Genomic DNA, 15,950 nt, shown 5'->3' on the forward strand with positions numbered 1-15,950 from the left:
AGCCCTCCTCATCCCTGGCCCGCCGGCGGGACGACGTACAGCGTCAGCGCGAACACCGCATAGATGAAGATCATCAGGGCGCCGACGAACCAGGCTGAGCGCCCGCTGGCCGTGATGAAGGCCGACGTCACTGTCGCGATCATCACCATGGTGACGGCGCCAGGCCAGAACTGCAGGTCCATCGGCTTCGGCCCCACGACGTAGCTGAGCAGCACCAGCGCGGGTGCGACGAACAGCGCGATCTGAGAAGCGCTGCCGAGCGCAATGCTGACGGCCATGTCGAGCCGGTTCTTGCGCGCCGCGGCGAAGGCCACCGCAAATTCGGCGGCGGCGCCGACCAGCGAGACGACGATGAAGCCGACGAAGGCCGGGCTCATTCCGAAGGTTTCCGCCGCCTTCTGCACCGATTCCACGAAGATCTCGCTGACCAGCGCGACCAGCACGGTGACGACCAGCAGCGTGCCGACGGCTATTCCGATCGGCCAGTGCGCCTCCTTGTCGTCGCCGTGATCGGCGCTGGCGAACAATTCCTTGTGCGTTCGAAGCGAGAACAACAGGCCGAGCCCGTAAACGAGGATGAGCAGGACCGAAATGCCGAGGCTGAGCTTGTTGAGGATGCCCCCGCCCTGCGGCAGGTGGTCGAGATCGGCGACCGCCGAAGGCGCAAGCAGGGCAACGGTCGCCATCAGCAACAGGCCGGACGAAAGCCGCGCCCCGGCGCGGTTATATTCCTGCACATGATAGCGCAGGCCGCCGAGCAGCAGGCAGGCCCCCAGCATGAACACCGCGTTGGTGACGATCGCTCCCGCGATCGAGGCCTTCACCAGCATGTACTGGCCTGCGCGCAGCGCCGCGATGGCGATGATCAGCTCGGTCAGATTGCCGAGCGTTGCATTGAGCAATCCGCCCACGGCATCGCCGGTCTTCGCGGCCACCGCCTCTGTGGCGTGGCTGAGCAGCGCTGCCAGCGGCACGATGGCCAGCACCGACAGCACGAACAGCAGCGTGTGGGAATGCGGCACCACCGCCTCGGCCACCAGCACCATAGGCACGAAGGCCAGCATCCAGAGCAAAGGGGTATTCCGGATTTCCCTGAGCAGGGTCTGCATGTGGGCCGCCCTTCCATCGATGCGCCGATGGAAAGGTCGGGCGGCCGCGCAGGCGGAGTCTTGATCTGTCTCAACGTCGGCGTGGTGGAGACGGCGCGCGCAGGATGCGAATGCGGCCTGCTCCCGGCCCGATCGCTGGCACGTTGGCATCTTGCCAGTGTTTTGCCCGACGGGTCAACTTGATCGGGGCTGCGACCGCCGTTTGCGACACGGCGGGAAAATGCCTTGTCGATCAAAGGGCCTCCTACTGTGCATGGGGTTGTTTTTCGACTTTTTTGTTGGGGCCTCGCCCTGCGCACGCAGCGCGAGCCGCATCGCCTGACCTTCGCGCATACACAGCATGCAAGCTTGCGCCTGTGGAAGCCGGCGCCTCCGTAGTACATGCCGAACATCCCACCATGGCTACGCCGCCGGAGCAGCGCGCCAACGAAAATGACGATCACGTTACCCGCCGCCGCGCGCGAGCCCGATCACCCCATCGCCGACGGCCTGCCCGCCGCGCAGCGGCGCTGGGCGGTCGCCGCGATCTTCACTGCGCTGGCGATGGCCTCGCTCGACACCGCGATCGCCAACATCGCCCTGCCCGCCATCGCCGCCGAGCTGCACGTCACGCCGGAGCAGTCGGTGTGGGTGGTCAACGTCTACCAGATCGCGCTGGTGGCGACGCTGCTGCCGCTGGGGGCGCTCGGCGAGATCGTCGGGCACCAGCGCATCTATCTCGGCGGCCTGATCCTGTTCACCATCGCCTCGCTGTTCTGCGCGGCGGCATGGTCGCTCGACAGCCTCCTGGTGGCGCGCACCCTGCAAGGCCTGGGAGCGAGCGGCATCATGAGCGTCAACACAGCGCTGGTGCGCTTCGTCTATCCCGGCCGCATGCTCGGCCGGGGTTTCGGTCACAACGCGCTCGTGGTCGCGACCGCCTTCACCTTCGGGCCCTCGATCGCCTCCGCCATCCTGGCGCTCGGACCGTGGCCGTGGCTGTTCGCCGTCAACATCCCGTTCGGCCTCGTCGCCATTGGCATCGGCTTTGCGATGCTGCCGAAGACCCCGCGCGCCGATCACGGCTTCGACTTGCTCGGCGCGATCCTGGCCACCGCCTGCCTCGGCCTGTTCATCACCGGCGTCGGCAGCGCCGCGCACAATCTGTCGCCAATCGTTGTCGGCATCGAGTTGGTCACCGCCCTCGTGCTTGGCGTGATCCTGACCCGCCGCCATGCCGATCATCCCGCGCCGATGCTGCCGATTGACCTGTTCGCCAGGCCGATGTTCGCCCTGTCGGCGGCAACGGCCGTGTGCTCCTTCGCAGTCCAGGGCCTCGCCTTCGTCTCGCTGCCGTTCTATTTCGAGGACGTGCTCGGCCGCTCGCAGGTCGAGACCGGCTTCTTCATGACGCCGTGGCCGCTGGTGGTCGGCATCATGGCGCCGATCGCAGGCCGTCTCTCCGACCGCCATGCCGTCGGCCTGCTCGGCGGCATCGGTCTCGTGCTGCTCGGTCTCGGCATGGCGCTGCTGGCGACACTGCCGGCCAATCCCGCGATCCCTGACATCATTTGGCGAATGGTGATCTGCGGCATGGGGTTCGGCTTCTTCCAGGCGCCGAACATGAAGGCGGTGATGGCAAGCGCGCCGCCGCACCGCAGCGGCAGCGCCTCCGGCATAGTCGCGACCGCGCGCCTGACGGGGCAGACGACCGGCGCGGCGCTCGCCGCCGCCTGCTTCGCGCTCGCAGGTCATGACGGCGCGACACTGGCGCTGGCGCTCGGCGCGGGCTTTGCCGCGCTCGGCAGCGTGATGAGCTTCCTGCGGCTCGCGGTGAAGTAAGCCGGTCAGGCCGCCGTCACGCCGACGGCCACCGGAGCGACGGTCTCGTTGTCCAGCGCGGCCAGGCGCTCGTCGATGGCCGCGATGACCTTGCGCGAGTACGGCCCGAGATGTGCATAGGCCGCGATCATCTGCACGGCGATGCGCGCCGACGACGTGTCGCGCTTGGCGCAGTTCATGAAGGTCTGCCAGAGCGGCGCCCGCGCCTCGGGAAGGGCGGACACCACCTTGTGCACGGTCTCCATGGCGCCGAGCTTGGAGCGGATATCGCCTTCGGCAAGCTCGGAACGCTGCCTGGACCGGTCGAGCAGCGTCATCAGGCGATCGACGCGTGCTGCGTAGGCGGCCGGGCTGTAGACATGCTCCAGCACCCGCTTGTAGTCCGTCAGGATGTCGCGCAACGGGCGGACCGGATCGAAGTTGATGCCGGCCGTGCACTGATCGGCGCCGATGGTCGGCGCCACGTCGTGGCCCGAATGCAGCCGGCCTTCGCGCTCCAGCCGGCGCGTGAGCTGCGTGTTCGGCAAGGCATAGAGCAGGCCGACCATGGCCACGGGGATAGCCGCCTCCTCGATGAACTCGATCATTGACTCCGCCATCGAGACCTTCTCGTTGTCGAAGCCGACGATGAAGCCCGCGGTGACGAGCATGCCGGCGGCGTAGATCTTGTGGATGCTCTCGGCGATGTTGCGCCGCGTGTTCTGCTTCTTGCGCATCGCGACCAGCGTCTCGGGGTCCGGACTTTCGATGCCGACGAAGATGCCGAAGAAATTGGCCGCACCCATCAGCTCCAGGAGCTCCGGATCGTCGGCGAGGTTGACCGAGGCTTCCGTGGAGAATTCGAACGGATAGCCGTGCGTGCGTTGCCATTCGGCGAGCTTCGGCAGGAATTGCCGCAGCGACTTCTTGTTGCCGATGAAATTGTCGTCGACGAAATCCAGATGGCCGCGATAGCCCATCTTGTAGATCGTCTCGAGCTCGACGAACATCTGCTCGATCGTCTTGGTCCGCGGCACGCGCCCGTAGAGCTCGATGATGTCGCAGAACTCGCAGGTGAAGGGACAGCCGCGCGAATATTGCACCCCGAGATAGAGATAGTCCTCGAACTTGAGCAGGTCGAAACGCGGCACCGGCGTCTTGGTGACGTCGGCCTGGAACTTCGGTGCGGTGAAGACGCCGGACCGCGCGCCGCTCTCCCAGGCCGCGATGAAATCGTCGATGACGCTCTCGGCCTCGCCGAGCACTCGGAAATCGGCCCGCTCGTAGATGTGGGGGCTCGAGGTCGGATCTGGTCCGCCGACCACGACCGGCTTGCCCGCGGCGCGGCAGAGCTCGATCAGGCGCAATGTGTCGGCCTGCTGGGGTAACATACCGCCAGTGAACACGACGTCGGCCCAGGCGAGATCCTCCTCGCCGAAGGGCGCCGTGTTGCAATCGATCAGCCGGACCGTCCAGCTCTCGGGCAGCATCGCGGCAACGGTGATCAGGCCCAGGGGGGCGGCCGGGCGCTTGACACCCAGCACTTTGCAGGATTCGCCGAAGGTCCAGAAGGACTCTGCCGAGAACAGCGGGTAGAGCATCAGTACGTTGCAGGGACTCGGCACGTTCATGGAACTCCTTTTGCGTCGGCGCAGTGTACCAAAGCGCCCGCGACTTGCACCCCGGCAAAAGAGACAAACTGTCGCCGCTGCGCAAGCCGCGCAGGGCCCTGGAACCGGCCTTCATAGCCGGACGTCGCCTCAAGCCACGGATTGACGCCCTCGGAATAAGGCGTCAACCCGAATCGATTGCGAAGGGATGAGGCAAAACGGCGTCCCGGTCCATACGCCAGAGCGGCACGGCCATGCGTCCCGGCCACCCCTCGGACTGTTGATTTGAACCGTTCCAGTTTGCCCGACACATTGCGCCCCTGAGTTCAATCGGTGGATTGGGCCAATCAGGGGACTTGCGATGGCAGACCTAACAATCAACGGAAAAACCTTCACGCTCGACGTCGAGCCGGATACGCCGCTGCTCTGGGCGATCCGCGAGAATGCCGGCCTGACCGGCACTAAATATGGTTGCGGCATTGCACAATGCGGCGCCTGCACGGTTCACCTCGATGGCGTCGCGATGCGCTCCTGCGGGATCTCGGTCAGCGAGGCCGAGGGCAAGAAGATCACCACGATCGAGGGGCTCGCCTCGGGCAATGCGCTGCACAAGGTGCAGGAGGCCTGGATCGCCCAGGACGTGCCGCAATGCGGCTATTGCCAGAGCGGCATGATCATGGCGGTGGCCGCGCTCTTGAACGAGAAGCCGAAGCCGACCGACGCCGACATCGACGAGGCCATCACCAATATCTGCCGCTGCGGCACCTTCCAGCAGGTCCGCGAGGCGATCCACACGATCGCGAGCGCGTAAGGAAATCCCCACATGAACAAGCATATCTCCCCGCGGCTCAACCGCCGCGCCTTCGTCATTGGCACGGCCGCGGTCGGTGCCGGCCTCGCCATCGGCCTCGACCTCCCCTTCGGCGGCCCCGCCGTGGTCCGCGCGGCCGACGGCTCGCCCGAGATCGGCGCCTGGGTCGTGGTCAGGCCGGACGACACCGTGGTGGTTCGCATCGCCCGCTCGGAGATGGGCCAGGGCTCGCTGACCGGCCTCGCCCAGCTGGTGGCCGAGGAGCTCGAATGCGACTGGACCAAGGTCACCACCGAATATCCGACGCCGGGCCAGAGCGTCGCCCGCAAGCGCGTGTGGGGTGATTTCTCCACCGGCGGCAGCCGCGGCATCCGCTCCTCGCAAGACTATGTCCGCAAGGGCGGCGCCACCGCGCGCGTGATGCTGATCCAGGCCGCAGCCGACGCCTGGAAAGTGCCGGCCTCCGAATGCAAGGCCGAGAACAGTGTCATCACCCATACGCCGTCGGGCCGGACCACGACCTACGGCAAGGTCGCCGAGGCTGCGGCGAAACTGACGCCGCCGGCGGACGTCAAGCTGAAGGATCCGAAAGACTGGAAGCTGATCGGCAAGGGCGTCAATCGGCTCGACACCGCCGACAAGACCACCGGCGCGATGGTCTACGGCATCGACGTCAAGCTGCCGGGCATGCTGAACGCCGCGATCAAGGATTGCCCCGTGTTCGGCGGCAAGCTGAAGAGCTTCGACGAAGCCAAGATCGCCGGCATGAAAGGCGTCAAGAAGGTCGTCAAGGTCGGCGACACCGCGGTCGCCGTCGTCGCCGACACCTGGTGGCACGCCAAGACCGCGCTCGAGGCGCTGCCGATCGTCTGGGACGAAGGCGACAACGCAAAGGTTTCCAGCGAGTCGATCGCGAAATGGCTGGCCGAGGGCCTGGACAATTCGCAGCCGGCCTATGTCGGCAACAAGAACGGCGACGCCAAGGCTGCGATTGCCGGTGCCGCCAAGAAGGTCGAGGCTGTCTACGCCTATCCCTACCAGAACCACGCCACCATGGAGCCGATGAACGCCACCGCGCTCTACACCGCGGACAAATGCGAGGTCTGGTGCGGCACGCAGAACGGCGAGGCGGCTTTCGCGGCGGTGCTGGAAGCGTCCGGGCTTCCGGCGGAGAAGTGCGACGTGCACAAGGTGATGCCGGGCGGCGGCTTCGGCCGTCGCGGCCAGACCGACTATGTCCGCCAGGCGGTCATGATCGCCAAGCAGATGCCGGGCACGCCGATCAAGCTGCTGTGGTCGCGCGAAGAGGACATGGCGCACGGCAGGTATCACCCCATCACCCAGTGCAAGATGACCGGCGCGTTCGATGCCAACAACAATTTGATCGCCCTGCACTACCGCCTGTCCGGGCAATCGATCCTGTTCTCGCTCCGCCCCGAAGCGTTGCAGAACGGGATGGATCCCGCGGCATTCCAGGGCGTCGCCCAATCCGGCGAAGCTGCGATCGGCTATTCGGTGCCGAACCTTCTGGTCGAGCATGCGATGCGCAACCCGCACGTCCCGCCTGGCTTCTGGCGCGGCGTCAACGTCAATCACAACGCGATCTACATGGAATGCTTCATGGACGAGCTCGCCCAGGCCGCAGGCCAGGACCCGCTCGAATTCCGCCGCAAGCTGATGGGCAACCACCCCAAGCACCTCGCGGTGCTCAACGCGGTTGCCGAGAAGATCGGCTGGACCACGCCGGCGCCGCAAGGCGTCTATCGCGGCATCGCGCAGGTGATGGGCTACGGCAGCTATGTCGCCGGCGCCGCCGAGATCTCGGTGACCGACGGCAGCAAGATCAAGGTGCATCGCATCGTCGCCTCCACCGACCCCGGCTACGTCGTCAATCCGGCGCAGGTGGAGCGACAGGTCGCCGGCTCCTTCGTCTATGGCCTCTCCGCGCTGTTCTACGGCGGCTGCACGGTGAAGGACGGCAAGATCGAGCAGACCAACTTCGACACCTACAATTCGATGCGCATCAACGAGATGCCGAAGGTGGAGACGGTGATGGTGCCGAGCGGCGGATTCTGGGGCGGCGTCGGCGAGCCGACCATCGGCGTCGCGGCCCCGGCGGTGCTGAATGCGTACTTTGCCGCGACCGGCAAGCGCATCCGCCAGGTGCCGCTGCGCGACCAGAACATCACCTTCGCGTGAAGCAACATGCCGCGGCGGCGAGAGATTGCCGCCGCGGCCCTTTTCGAATGCCCCTGATGACCACGCGCCCGGTGACACGGCGGAATGCCGTGTTCGGCATCACCATGGCGGCCGCAACACTGTCGCGGCCATCGATTTCGCGCGCGCAATCCAAGGGACGTGTCGTCGTGGTCGGCGGCGGTTTCGGCGGCGCGGCTTGCGCCCGCGCGCTGAAGCATGCGCAGGGAGATTTGCAGGTCATCCTGATCGAACCCAACGCGGTCTACACCGCCTGTCCCTTCAGCAACGAGGTGATTGCGGGCCTGCGCGACATCGACGCGCAGCAGTTCGGCTACGACAAGCTCGCCGCCGAGGGCGTCACTGTGATCGGCCAGGCCGTAACCGCGATCGAGCCGGACCGGCGCAGCGTGATGACGACCGACGGCGTCGCGCTGCCTTACGATCGCCTCGTGCTCTCGCCCGGCATCGACTTCCATCTCGAAGCCCTGCCCGGCTACGACGACGCCGCGTCGGAGACGATGCCGCACGCCTGGAAAGCCGGCGCGCAAACGCTTTTGCTGCGCCGGCAATTGGAAGCGATGGCGGACGGCGGCACGGTCGCCATTGCAATCCCGGCCAATCCTTCCCGGTGCCCGCCAGCGCCTTACGAGCGCGCGAGCCTGATCGCGCATTACCTGACGTCGCGAAAGCCGCGCTCGAAAGTCCTGATCCTCGACGCCAAGGACACGTTCTCGCAGCAGCGGCTGTTCGAGAAGGCGTGGAAGGAGCTCTATGGCGACATGATCGAGCGTGTCGCCCTGTCGCAAGGCGGCCGCGTCACCTCGGTCGATCCGACGACGCGAACCATCGTCACCGAGTTCGGCAACTACACCCCTGATGTCGCCAACGTCATCCCGCCGCAGCGCGCGGGGCGCATCGCCGGCGTCGCAGGCGTTGCGGACGCGACCGGCTGGTGCCCGATCGATCCCGTCACGTTCGAGTCAAAACTCGTTCCGAACGTCCACGTCGTTGGCGATGCCTGCCTCGGCGGCGGCATTCCCAAATCGGCGTCCGCTGCGAGCGCGCAAGGCAAGGTTTGCGCTAGCGCGATCGTGAATCTCCTCGCCGGCCGCGCGCCGGACACGCCCCGCCTGACCGGCGTCTGTTACAACATCGTCGCGCCCGGCTACGGCTTCTCGCTCGCCGGCCACTACCAGCCGCGCGGCGACATCTTTGCCGAGGTCGAGGGCGGCACCACCAGCCCTGTCGATGCACCGCGCGAATTGCGCGCCCGCGAGGCCACGGAAGCGGAGCGCTGGTTTGAAACGATCACGGCGGACACCTTTGGCTAGGCAGTGATGGAACGAGCAAGCCGCCATGAATCCGGTGCGCCCCCTCCCCCGCCTGCGGGGGAGGGTTGGGGACAGGGTGCCTCCGCTTGCGAGAACCCCCAAGAGGAGAGAACCCTCACCCGCCGCTTCGCGGCGGCCTCTCCCGCAAGCGGGAGAGGCAAGCGGAGTGCGCGGCGATGTCAGTTATTGCATCCGATAGCTGCGATTGCGGCACTCATCGTGGCAAGCCTCGCCCTCGCCTTGCCGACCCAAGCCGAAGAGCTCGTGCCCTACACAATCGTCGGCGACGGCATTCCGCAATCGCTCACAGGCTCACCCGGCGATGCTGCGCGCGGGCGCGCGCTGGTGCTCGCACGCACGACGACCTGCATCCTCTGCCATTCCGGCCCATTCCCGGAGACGCGGTTCCAGGGCGACCTCGCGCCTGATCTCGGCGGTGCCGGGAACCGGTGGTCCGTGAGCCAGTTGCGGCTTCGACTGGTCGATGCCTCGCGCTTCAATCCGGAGACCATCATGCCGTCCTATTATCGTAACGACGGCCTCGTTCGGGTCGGACGCAATTTTGCCGGGAAGCCAATCTTGTCGGCTGCGGAGATCGAAGACATCGTGGCTCTTCTTGCAACGCTTCGGGACTAGTTTCATGCCAACCACGCGACGACGATTCTTGAACCTCGCCGGAGGCGCGACAATCGCCGGGACGATTCCAATCGTAACGCTGCGCCCGCTTCAAGCGACGCCGGCGATGCTCAACACCGCGATCCGCAACGTCGTCGGCGAAGCACAGCTTCGCAGCGGCCGGGTCAAGCTCGACATTCCGCCGCTGGTCGAGAACGGCAACACGGTGCCGATGACGGTCGGCGTGACGAGCCCGATGACGGCGGACGACTACGTCAAGAGCATCCACGTCTTCAACGAAAAGAACCCGCAGCCGAACATCGGCAACTTCTATTTTGGCCCATCTTCCGGCCGAGCCCAGGTCTCGACCCGGATCCGGCTCGCCGACACCCAGAAGGTCGTCGCGATCGCGCGCCTGTCAGACGACACGTTCTGGCAGGTTGCTGCCGAAATCGTCGTGACGCTGGCGGCATGCACCGAGGAGCTGAACTGATGTCCGCTCTCATCAACGTTCCCTCGAAAGCCAAACGCGGAGAGATCATCGAGATTCGCACGCTGACTTCGCACATCATGGAAACGGGCTTCCGCCACACCGCGGACGGCAGGCTCGTGCCGCGCGACATCATCACGAGCTTCGTCTGCCGCTACAACGGCGCCGAGATCTTTCGTGCCGATCTGTTTCCGGCGATCGCGGCGAACCCATATTTGTCGTTCTTCACGATCGCAAAGGAGAGCGGCAAGTTCGAGTTCGAATGGATCGGCGACAATGGCTATTCGTCCATTGCATCGGCGTCGATCACGGTCGAATGAGCTCCTGGCGCGCGATAGCGGCGGCGATGTTGCTCGTCACGGGCCCCGGCCTGCTCGCCGGAGAGATCCCGCCCGATGCGCGCCGCTCCGGCTATTCGTTCATGGGTCCGGATACGCGCGCGATGCAGGATGACGACACCGCCAATCCCGGCATGCTGTTCGTGCTCGACGGCGAGCAACTGTGGAAGAAGACGATCGGCACCGCCGACAAGGCCTGCGCGGACTGTCATGGCGATGCGCGCAGCAGCATGAAGGGCGTCGCGGCGCGCTACCCCGCCTTCGACAAGGCGCTGGGGCGCCCAATCACGCTCGATCAGCGGATCAATCTCTGCCGCGCCAATCACCAGCAGGCGACGCCGCTGCCCTACGAAAGCCGCGACCTGCTCGCATTGTCCGCCTTCGTCGGCCACCAGTCACGCGGCATTCCGATCACCGCAGGCGACGATCCGCAGCTCAAGCCATTCGTCGACCAGGGCCGCGACCTCTTCATGCAGCGCGAAGGCCAGCTCAACCTCGCCTGCACCAATTGCCATGACGACAATTTCGACAAGCGCCTCGCCGGCGCCCCGATCACGCAAGCGCAGCCGACCGGCTATCCGCTCTACCGCCTGGAGTGGCAGACGCTGGGGTCGATCGAGCGCCGGTTGCGCAGCTGCATGAGCGGGGTCCGCGCCCAGGCCTATGATTACGGCTCACCCGAGCTGGTCGCGCTCGAACTTTACCTGATGTCGCGGGCGCGCGGCCTGCCGATGGAAACGCCGGCCGTACGTCCCTGATGGCAGATTAGGACTAGGCAGGCGTGGTACGGCCGCTAGTATCCCTCCCAAAGAAAATGAATCAGAGGGAGGGACCTAAATTGGCCAACCACAACATCTCGCGCCGCACGCTCCTCAAGGGCACCGCCGCGGCCGGTGCGCTCAGCCTGACCGGACTGCCCGCTCGCGCCGAGGTCAACTGGAAGAAATACGCCGGGACCAAGCTGGAGGTGATCCTCGCCAAGGGTCCGCGCGGCGACAACCTGCAAAAGAACATCAAGGAGTTCACCGAGCTCACCGGCATCCAGGTCGAGTCCGAGCAGATCCCCGAGCAACAACAGCGCCAGAAGGTCGTGATCGAGCTCACCTCGGGACGGCCGAGCTTCGACGTGGTGCATCTCAGCTATCACGTGCAGAAGCGGCAGTTCGAGAAAGGCGGCTGGCTCGCCGACATGACGCCGTTCATGAAGGACCCGACGCTGACCGCGCCGGATCTCGTCGAAAGCGATTTCTCGGCCGCAGGCCTGCAATACGCCAAGAACGACAAGGGCCAGATGCTGTCGCTGCCCTGGTCGGTCGATTATTTCATCCTCTACTACAACAAGGAGCTGTTCGAGAAGAAGGGCGTCGCGATCCCGAAGACGTTCGACGAGATGGTCGCGGCCGCCGAAAAGCTCACCGACGCCAAGGACGGCACCTACGGCTTCGTCGGGCGCGGCCTGCGCAACGCCAACATGACGTTGTGGACCAATTTCTTCCTCAACTATGGCGGCGAGTTCCTGGACGCCAAGGGCAATATCCAGACCGATGGCCCCGAAGCGATCGCGGCGACGAAGCTCTATCAGACGCTGCTGACCAAGGTCGCCCCGCCCGGCGTCGCCGGCTTCAACTGGATGGAGTCGATGGCTTCCTTCACCCAAGGCCGCTCCGCAATGTGGATCGACGGCGTCGGCTGGGCGCCGCCCCTGGAGGATCCCGCCGCCTCGCGCGTGGTCGGCAAGGTCGGCTACACGGTCGTGCCGGCCGGACCGAAGGGGCAATATTCGGCCACCTATGGCGACGGCATCGGCATTGCTGCGGCCAGCAAGAACAAGGAAGCCGCCTATCTGCTTTGCCAATGGGTGGTCTCGAAAAAGCAGGGCGCGCGGCTGCTGCAGGCCGGCGGCGGCGTGCCGTTCCGCAACTCGATCCTGAACGATCCCGAGATCCAGAGCGGCGTGAAGATGCCCAAGGAGTGGCTGCAATCGGTGATCGATTCCGCCAAGATCAGCAAGCTCGGCCTGCCCGTCGTGATTCCGGTCGCCGAATTCCGCGATCTCGTCGGCGCGGCGCTCACCTCGACACTGTCAGGCGCCGATCCCGCGACCGAGTTGAAGAAGGCGCACGAACAATATCGGCCGATCCTGGAGCGTAGCGAAAAGGCGTGAGTGCGTTGACACAATCGACTCCGGCCGCGGCTTCGACCGAGGCCGCGCCGGAGAAGGAGCTGCGGCCGCCATCCTACTGGCCGTTCGTGGTGCCGGCGCTGGTCGTCGTGCTCGCCATCATCATCTTCCCGTGGGTCTTCACGATCTGGATGAGCCTGAACGAATGGAAGGTCGGCTCGCCCACCACCTTCGTCGGGTTCTCCAACTATCTGCGGCTTACCAGTGATCCCCGCTTTCTCGAGGCGGTCGGCCACACGCTGGTCTACACCGTGCTGTCGGTGGTGCTGCCGCTGATCCTCGGCACACTCTCTGCCGTGGTGTTTCACCAGAACTTCGCCGGCCGCGGATTTCTGCGCGGCGTCTTCATCATGCCGATGATGGCAACGCCGGTGGCGATCGCACTGGTCTGGACCATGATGTTCCACCCGCAGCTCGGCGTGCTCAACTACCTGCTGTCGCTGGTCGGAATCCCCGCGCAGCTCTGGGTCTTTCATCCCGCGACCGTGATTCCCTCGTTGGTGCTGGTCGAGACCTGGCAGTGGACGCCGCTGGTGATGCTGATCGTGCTCGGCGGCCTCGCCGCGATCCCGACCGAGCCCTATGAGAGCGCGCAGATCGACGGCGCCAGCTTCTGGCAGGTGTTCCGCTTCATCACGCTGCCGCTGATCATGCCGTTCCTGTTCATCGCCGGCATGATCCGCATGATTGACGCGGTCAAGAGCTTCGACATCATCTTCGCGATCACGCAAGGCGGGCCGGGCTCGGCATCGGAGACGATTAACATCTATCTCTACAGCGTCGCCTTCACCTATTACGACCTCGGCTACGGCTCGGCCATCGCGGTCGTGTTCTTCCTGCTGATCGTCCTGCTCGCGGCGGTGATGCTCTACGCCCGCCAGCGCATGCTGTGGACCGAGATCGCGAGCGGCGCATGACACCCCGTCAGATCATCGGCAAGATCGGCCTGTGGCTGTCCGTGCTCGTCATCGTCTCGCCGGCAATCCTGTTCTTCCTCTGGATGCTCTCGCTGTCACTCAAGTTCGAGGTCGACAATGCGGCCTACCCACCGGTGTTCTTTCCGGATCGCATCGCCTGGAAGAACTATGCTGACGTGCTCGCCTCCAACCGCTTCCTGACCTATTTCATCAACAGCCTGATCGTCACCGGCAGCTCGACCGCGCTGGCGCTGCTGGTCGGCGTCCCCGCCGGCTACGGCATCGCACGGATGGCTGCGCATAAATCCGCGATCGTGATCCTGATCGCCCGCATCACGCCAGGCCTGTCCTATTTGATCCCGCTGTTCCTGCTGTTCCAGTGGCTCGGCCTGCTCGGCACGCTGGTGCCGCAGATCATCATCCATCTCGTCGTCACCGTGCCGATCGTGATCTGGATCATGATCGGCTATTTCGAGACGACGCCGATGGAGCTGGAGGAAGCCGCCCTGATCGATGGTGCCGGCCGCTGGCAGGTCTTCCGCCACGTCGCGCTGCCGATCGCGAAGCCCGGTATCGCCGTCGCCTTCATTCTCGCCGTGATCTTCTCCTGGAACAATTTTGTGTTCGGCATCGTGCTGGCGGGACGCGAGACCCGCACGCTGCCGGTTGCGGTCTACAACATGATCTCGTTCGACCAGCTGAGCTGGGGACCGCTGGCCGCCGCCGCGCTGATCGTCACCTTCCCGGTGCTGCTGCTGACGGTGCTGGCGCAGCGGCAGATCGTGGCCGGGCTGACTGCGGGAGCGGTGAAGGGCGGGTGACATAAGAAGCGGCCGGACGCCTCCTCGTCGCCCGGCCGCTCTTGTTGCGATTTCGCCCTATTCCGCCGGTGCGGCGTGCATCTCCGGATGCGTGGCGTAGTGCTCGCTGGCGCCGAGCTTAAAGGCCGCGAACAGGCCGGCGGCCATCACGGCGTACGCCAGCGCGACCGCGGGGGTCACGCCAAAGCCGCCGCCGATGCCGACGGCCTCGCCATGCATGAAGCCGAAGTAAGTCAGCACCGCACCGACGAGCGCGAACGCCGATGCCTTTTCGAAGTCGCGCTCGATGATGAAGACGCCGATCGCACCTAAGATGAGGCCGCCGAGGATGGAGCCGCCGCCCATCACCTCGAGGCCGTGATAGAACACGCCCTGCTGCGGCAGCGCAGCGATCGCGGCAGCCTTGACCGCGTCCGCCTTGTCGGCGGCGAGCCCGCCAACCGATGTCGCGGCCATCATGGTCGAGCCCAGCATGGTATCGATCTGGAGCTTGGCCCAGGCGGCCAGATGCGGCGTCAGCGCCAGCACGATCGCGGGCGAGTGCTTGACCGGCGTGGTCTGGAACGCCTGCGCGCCGATCAGCATGCCGATATAGAGCAGGATCGGCGAGATCGCGACGACGGGCACGAGCGCGAGCAGCACCGAGATGATGCCGAACCAGGACAGCACCACCACCATGATGCCGGTCGCCGCCGAATAGCCGATGCGGCCGCCCATCGCCTTCCAGCCGGGATGGCCGATATAGACGGCGTTGATGAAGGGATTGCCCATCAGGCAGCCGATCAGGCTGACGACGCCGTCGGCAGTGAGCACGCGCGTGGTCGGGTACTCGTCGCCGGCCGCTTCCGCGCTCTCGACATTGTCCATGGCCTCGACGAGGTCGTAGATGCCGAACGGAATGGCGGTGACCAGGATGATGCCGAGGAACTCGAAGCCGGAGAAGACGTAGCCCACCGCCGGGATCGGCACCGAGAAGCCGAAATTGGCAAAGGCCGCGCCGACACCCGCGATGCTCAGGCCGCCGAGGCCGAGCCCGAACAGGTTCGAGCCCCAGGCGATGATCATGCCGGCCGCGATGGCGACGAGGCCCGCAGGAATGCCGCGCCAATATTTCACGCCGCCGAACCAGCTCACCAGGATGATGGCGAAGCAGACGAGACCGATCTGCGGCGTCATGTACATTTCGAGCGCCGGCCGCATCGAGATGAAGGTGACGGAGACGCCCGCGAGCGTGCCGAGCAGCGCCGCGCGCGGCGTGATCTTGCGGATGAACGGCGCGATGAAGCCGCCGATCATGAGAATAAAACTCTGGAAGAACACCCAGACGAGGCCGGCCGACCAGCCCTTGAGCGGATCGCCGGTCTTGATCGTGATCGGCAGCATGATCACGAAGGTGACGATGAACATGTGCGGCACGCTGACGCCCGACGGCAGCGCACAGACGTCGTTGCGGCCGGTCTTCTGGGCGAGGCGGTAGGCGAGATACGCGTAATAGAAGGTGGAGAGGCACATCATCAGCCCCAGCGCGGGCAGGATGCGGCCGAACACGAGGCTATCGGGCATCTTCAGCACGAAGCGCAACAGGCCCGTGAGCACCAGCATGTTGACGAGGATGTTGGTGCCGAAGCCGAAAAACGCGTTCCAGTCGCCCGATGTCCATAGCGCCGGCTTGAACTCGGACTTGTTCAGATCAGAACTGCCGGCCGCCCCCGTCAATGTGCTCATGA

General features: G+C 65.4%; 14 protein-coding genes. 11 read left to right on the top strand and 3 right to left on the bottom strand.

Features of this window, described 5'->3' with window-relative positions; translation table 11 throughout:
* Positions 1–8: 8 nt before the first annotated feature.
* Positions 9–1,109 carry a calcium/proton exchanger gene (gene cax / locus XI05_RS15160; RefSeq protein WP_271502856.1) on the bottom strand — a complete coding sequence of 367 codons (1,101 nt, stop codon included), beginning with the start codon at positions 1,107–1,109 and terminating at the stop codon, positions 9–11.
* A 432-nt stretch (positions 1,110–1,541) separates the two neighbouring features.
* Here cax and XI05_RS15165 point away from each other — a divergent pair, with 432 nt between their 5' ends.
* Complete coding sequence (locus XI05_RS15165) at positions 1,542–2,930, top strand: MFS transporter (RefSeq protein WP_271502859.1); 1,389 nt, start codon at positions 1,542–1,544, stop codon at positions 2,928–2,930.
* A 5-nt stretch (positions 2,931–2,935) separates the two neighbouring features.
* Here the strand turns inward: XI05_RS15165 and XI05_RS15170 are convergent, their stop codons facing one another.
* Positions 2,936–4,540 (bottom strand): B12-binding domain-containing radical SAM protein, encoded by a 1,605-nt coding sequence (locus XI05_RS15170; protein WP_271502862.1) that lies wholly within the window; start codon positions 4,538–4,540, stop codon positions 2,936–2,938.
* Positions 4,541–4,880: 340 nt separating this feature from the next.
* On the opposite strand from XI05_RS15170, the gene XI05_RS15175 reads away from it, so the two are divergent.
* The 10 genes from XI05_RS15175 (at position 4,881) to XI05_RS15220 (ending at position 14,223) form a co-directional block, all read left to right on the top strand.
* Complete coding sequence (locus XI05_RS15175; protein ID WP_271502865.1) at positions 4,881–5,330, top strand: (2Fe-2S)-binding protein; 450 nt, start codon at positions 4,881–4,883, stop codon at positions 5,328–5,330.
* A 12-nt stretch (positions 5,331–5,342) separates the two neighbouring features.
* Entirely contained in the window at positions 5,343–7,529 is a 2,187-nt protein-coding gene (locus tag XI05_RS15180) for a xanthine dehydrogenase family protein molybdopterin-binding subunit (RefSeq protein WP_271502869.1), read from the top strand.
* 47 nt (positions 7,530–7,576) lie between these two features.
* On the top strand, positions 7,577–8,860 hold the full coding sequence (locus XI05_RS15185) for an NAD(P)/FAD-dependent oxidoreductase (protein ID WP_271502872.1): 1,284 nt from the start codon (positions 7,577–7,579) through the stop codon (positions 8,858–8,860).
* A gap of 219 nt (positions 8,861–9,079) precedes the next feature.
* Entirely contained in the window at positions 9,080–9,496 is a 417-nt protein-coding gene (gene soxX, locus XI05_RS15190) for a sulfur oxidation c-type cytochrome SoxX (protein ID WP_271502873.1), read from the top strand.
* A 4-nt stretch (positions 9,497–9,500) separates the two neighbouring features.
* Complete coding sequence (locus XI05_RS15195) at positions 9,501–9,968, top strand: SoxY-related AACIE arm protein (protein ID WP_271502876.1); 468 nt, start codon at positions 9,501–9,503, stop codon at positions 9,966–9,968.
* Complete coding sequence (soxZ, locus tag XI05_RS15200; RefSeq protein WP_271502879.1) at positions 9,968–10,285, top strand: thiosulfate oxidation carrier complex protein SoxZ; 318 nt, start codon at positions 9,968–9,970, stop codon at positions 10,283–10,285. Before XI05_RS15195 ends, soxZ begins: the two co-directional genes overlap by 1 nt.
* Complete coding sequence (gene soxA / locus XI05_RS15205; RefSeq protein WP_271502882.1) at positions 10,282–11,061, top strand: sulfur oxidation c-type cytochrome SoxA; 780 nt, start codon at positions 10,282–10,284, stop codon at positions 11,059–11,061. Before soxZ ends, soxA begins: the two co-directional genes overlap by 4 nt.
* A gap of 56 nt (positions 11,062–11,117) precedes the next feature.
* Positions 11,118–12,467 carry an ABC transporter substrate-binding protein gene (locus tag XI05_RS15210; RefSeq protein WP_271502885.1) on the top strand — a complete coding sequence of 450 codons (1,350 nt, stop codon included), beginning with the start codon at positions 11,118–11,120 and terminating at the stop codon, positions 12,465–12,467.
* Positions 12,464–13,402, top strand: a complete 939-nt coding sequence (locus tag XI05_RS15215) for a carbohydrate ABC transporter permease (RefSeq protein ID WP_197963593.1) — start codon at positions 12,464–12,466, stop codon at positions 13,400–13,402. Before XI05_RS15210 ends, XI05_RS15215 begins: the two co-directional genes overlap by 4 nt.
* Positions 13,399–14,223: a carbohydrate ABC transporter permease gene (locus XI05_RS15220; RefSeq protein ID WP_172783882.1), complete on the top strand. Its 825-nt coding sequence runs from the start codon at positions 13,399–13,401 to the stop codon at positions 14,221–14,223. The genes XI05_RS15215 and XI05_RS15220 overlap by 4 nt, the downstream gene beginning before the upstream one ends.
* Before the next feature lie 57 nt (positions 14,224–14,280).
* On the opposite strand, the gene XI05_RS15225 is transcribed toward XI05_RS15220, so the two are convergent.
* Complete coding sequence (locus XI05_RS15225; protein WP_271502887.1) at positions 14,281–15,948, bottom strand: regulator; 1,668 nt, start codon at positions 15,946–15,948, stop codon at positions 14,281–14,283.
* Positions 15,949–15,950: the final 2 nt, after the last annotated feature.

It is taken from the genome of Bradyrhizobium sp. CCBAU 11357 (assembly GCF_028128865.1).
Taxonomy (GTDB): domain Bacteria; phylum Pseudomonadota; class Alphaproteobacteria; order Rhizobiales; family Xanthobacteraceae; genus Bradyrhizobium.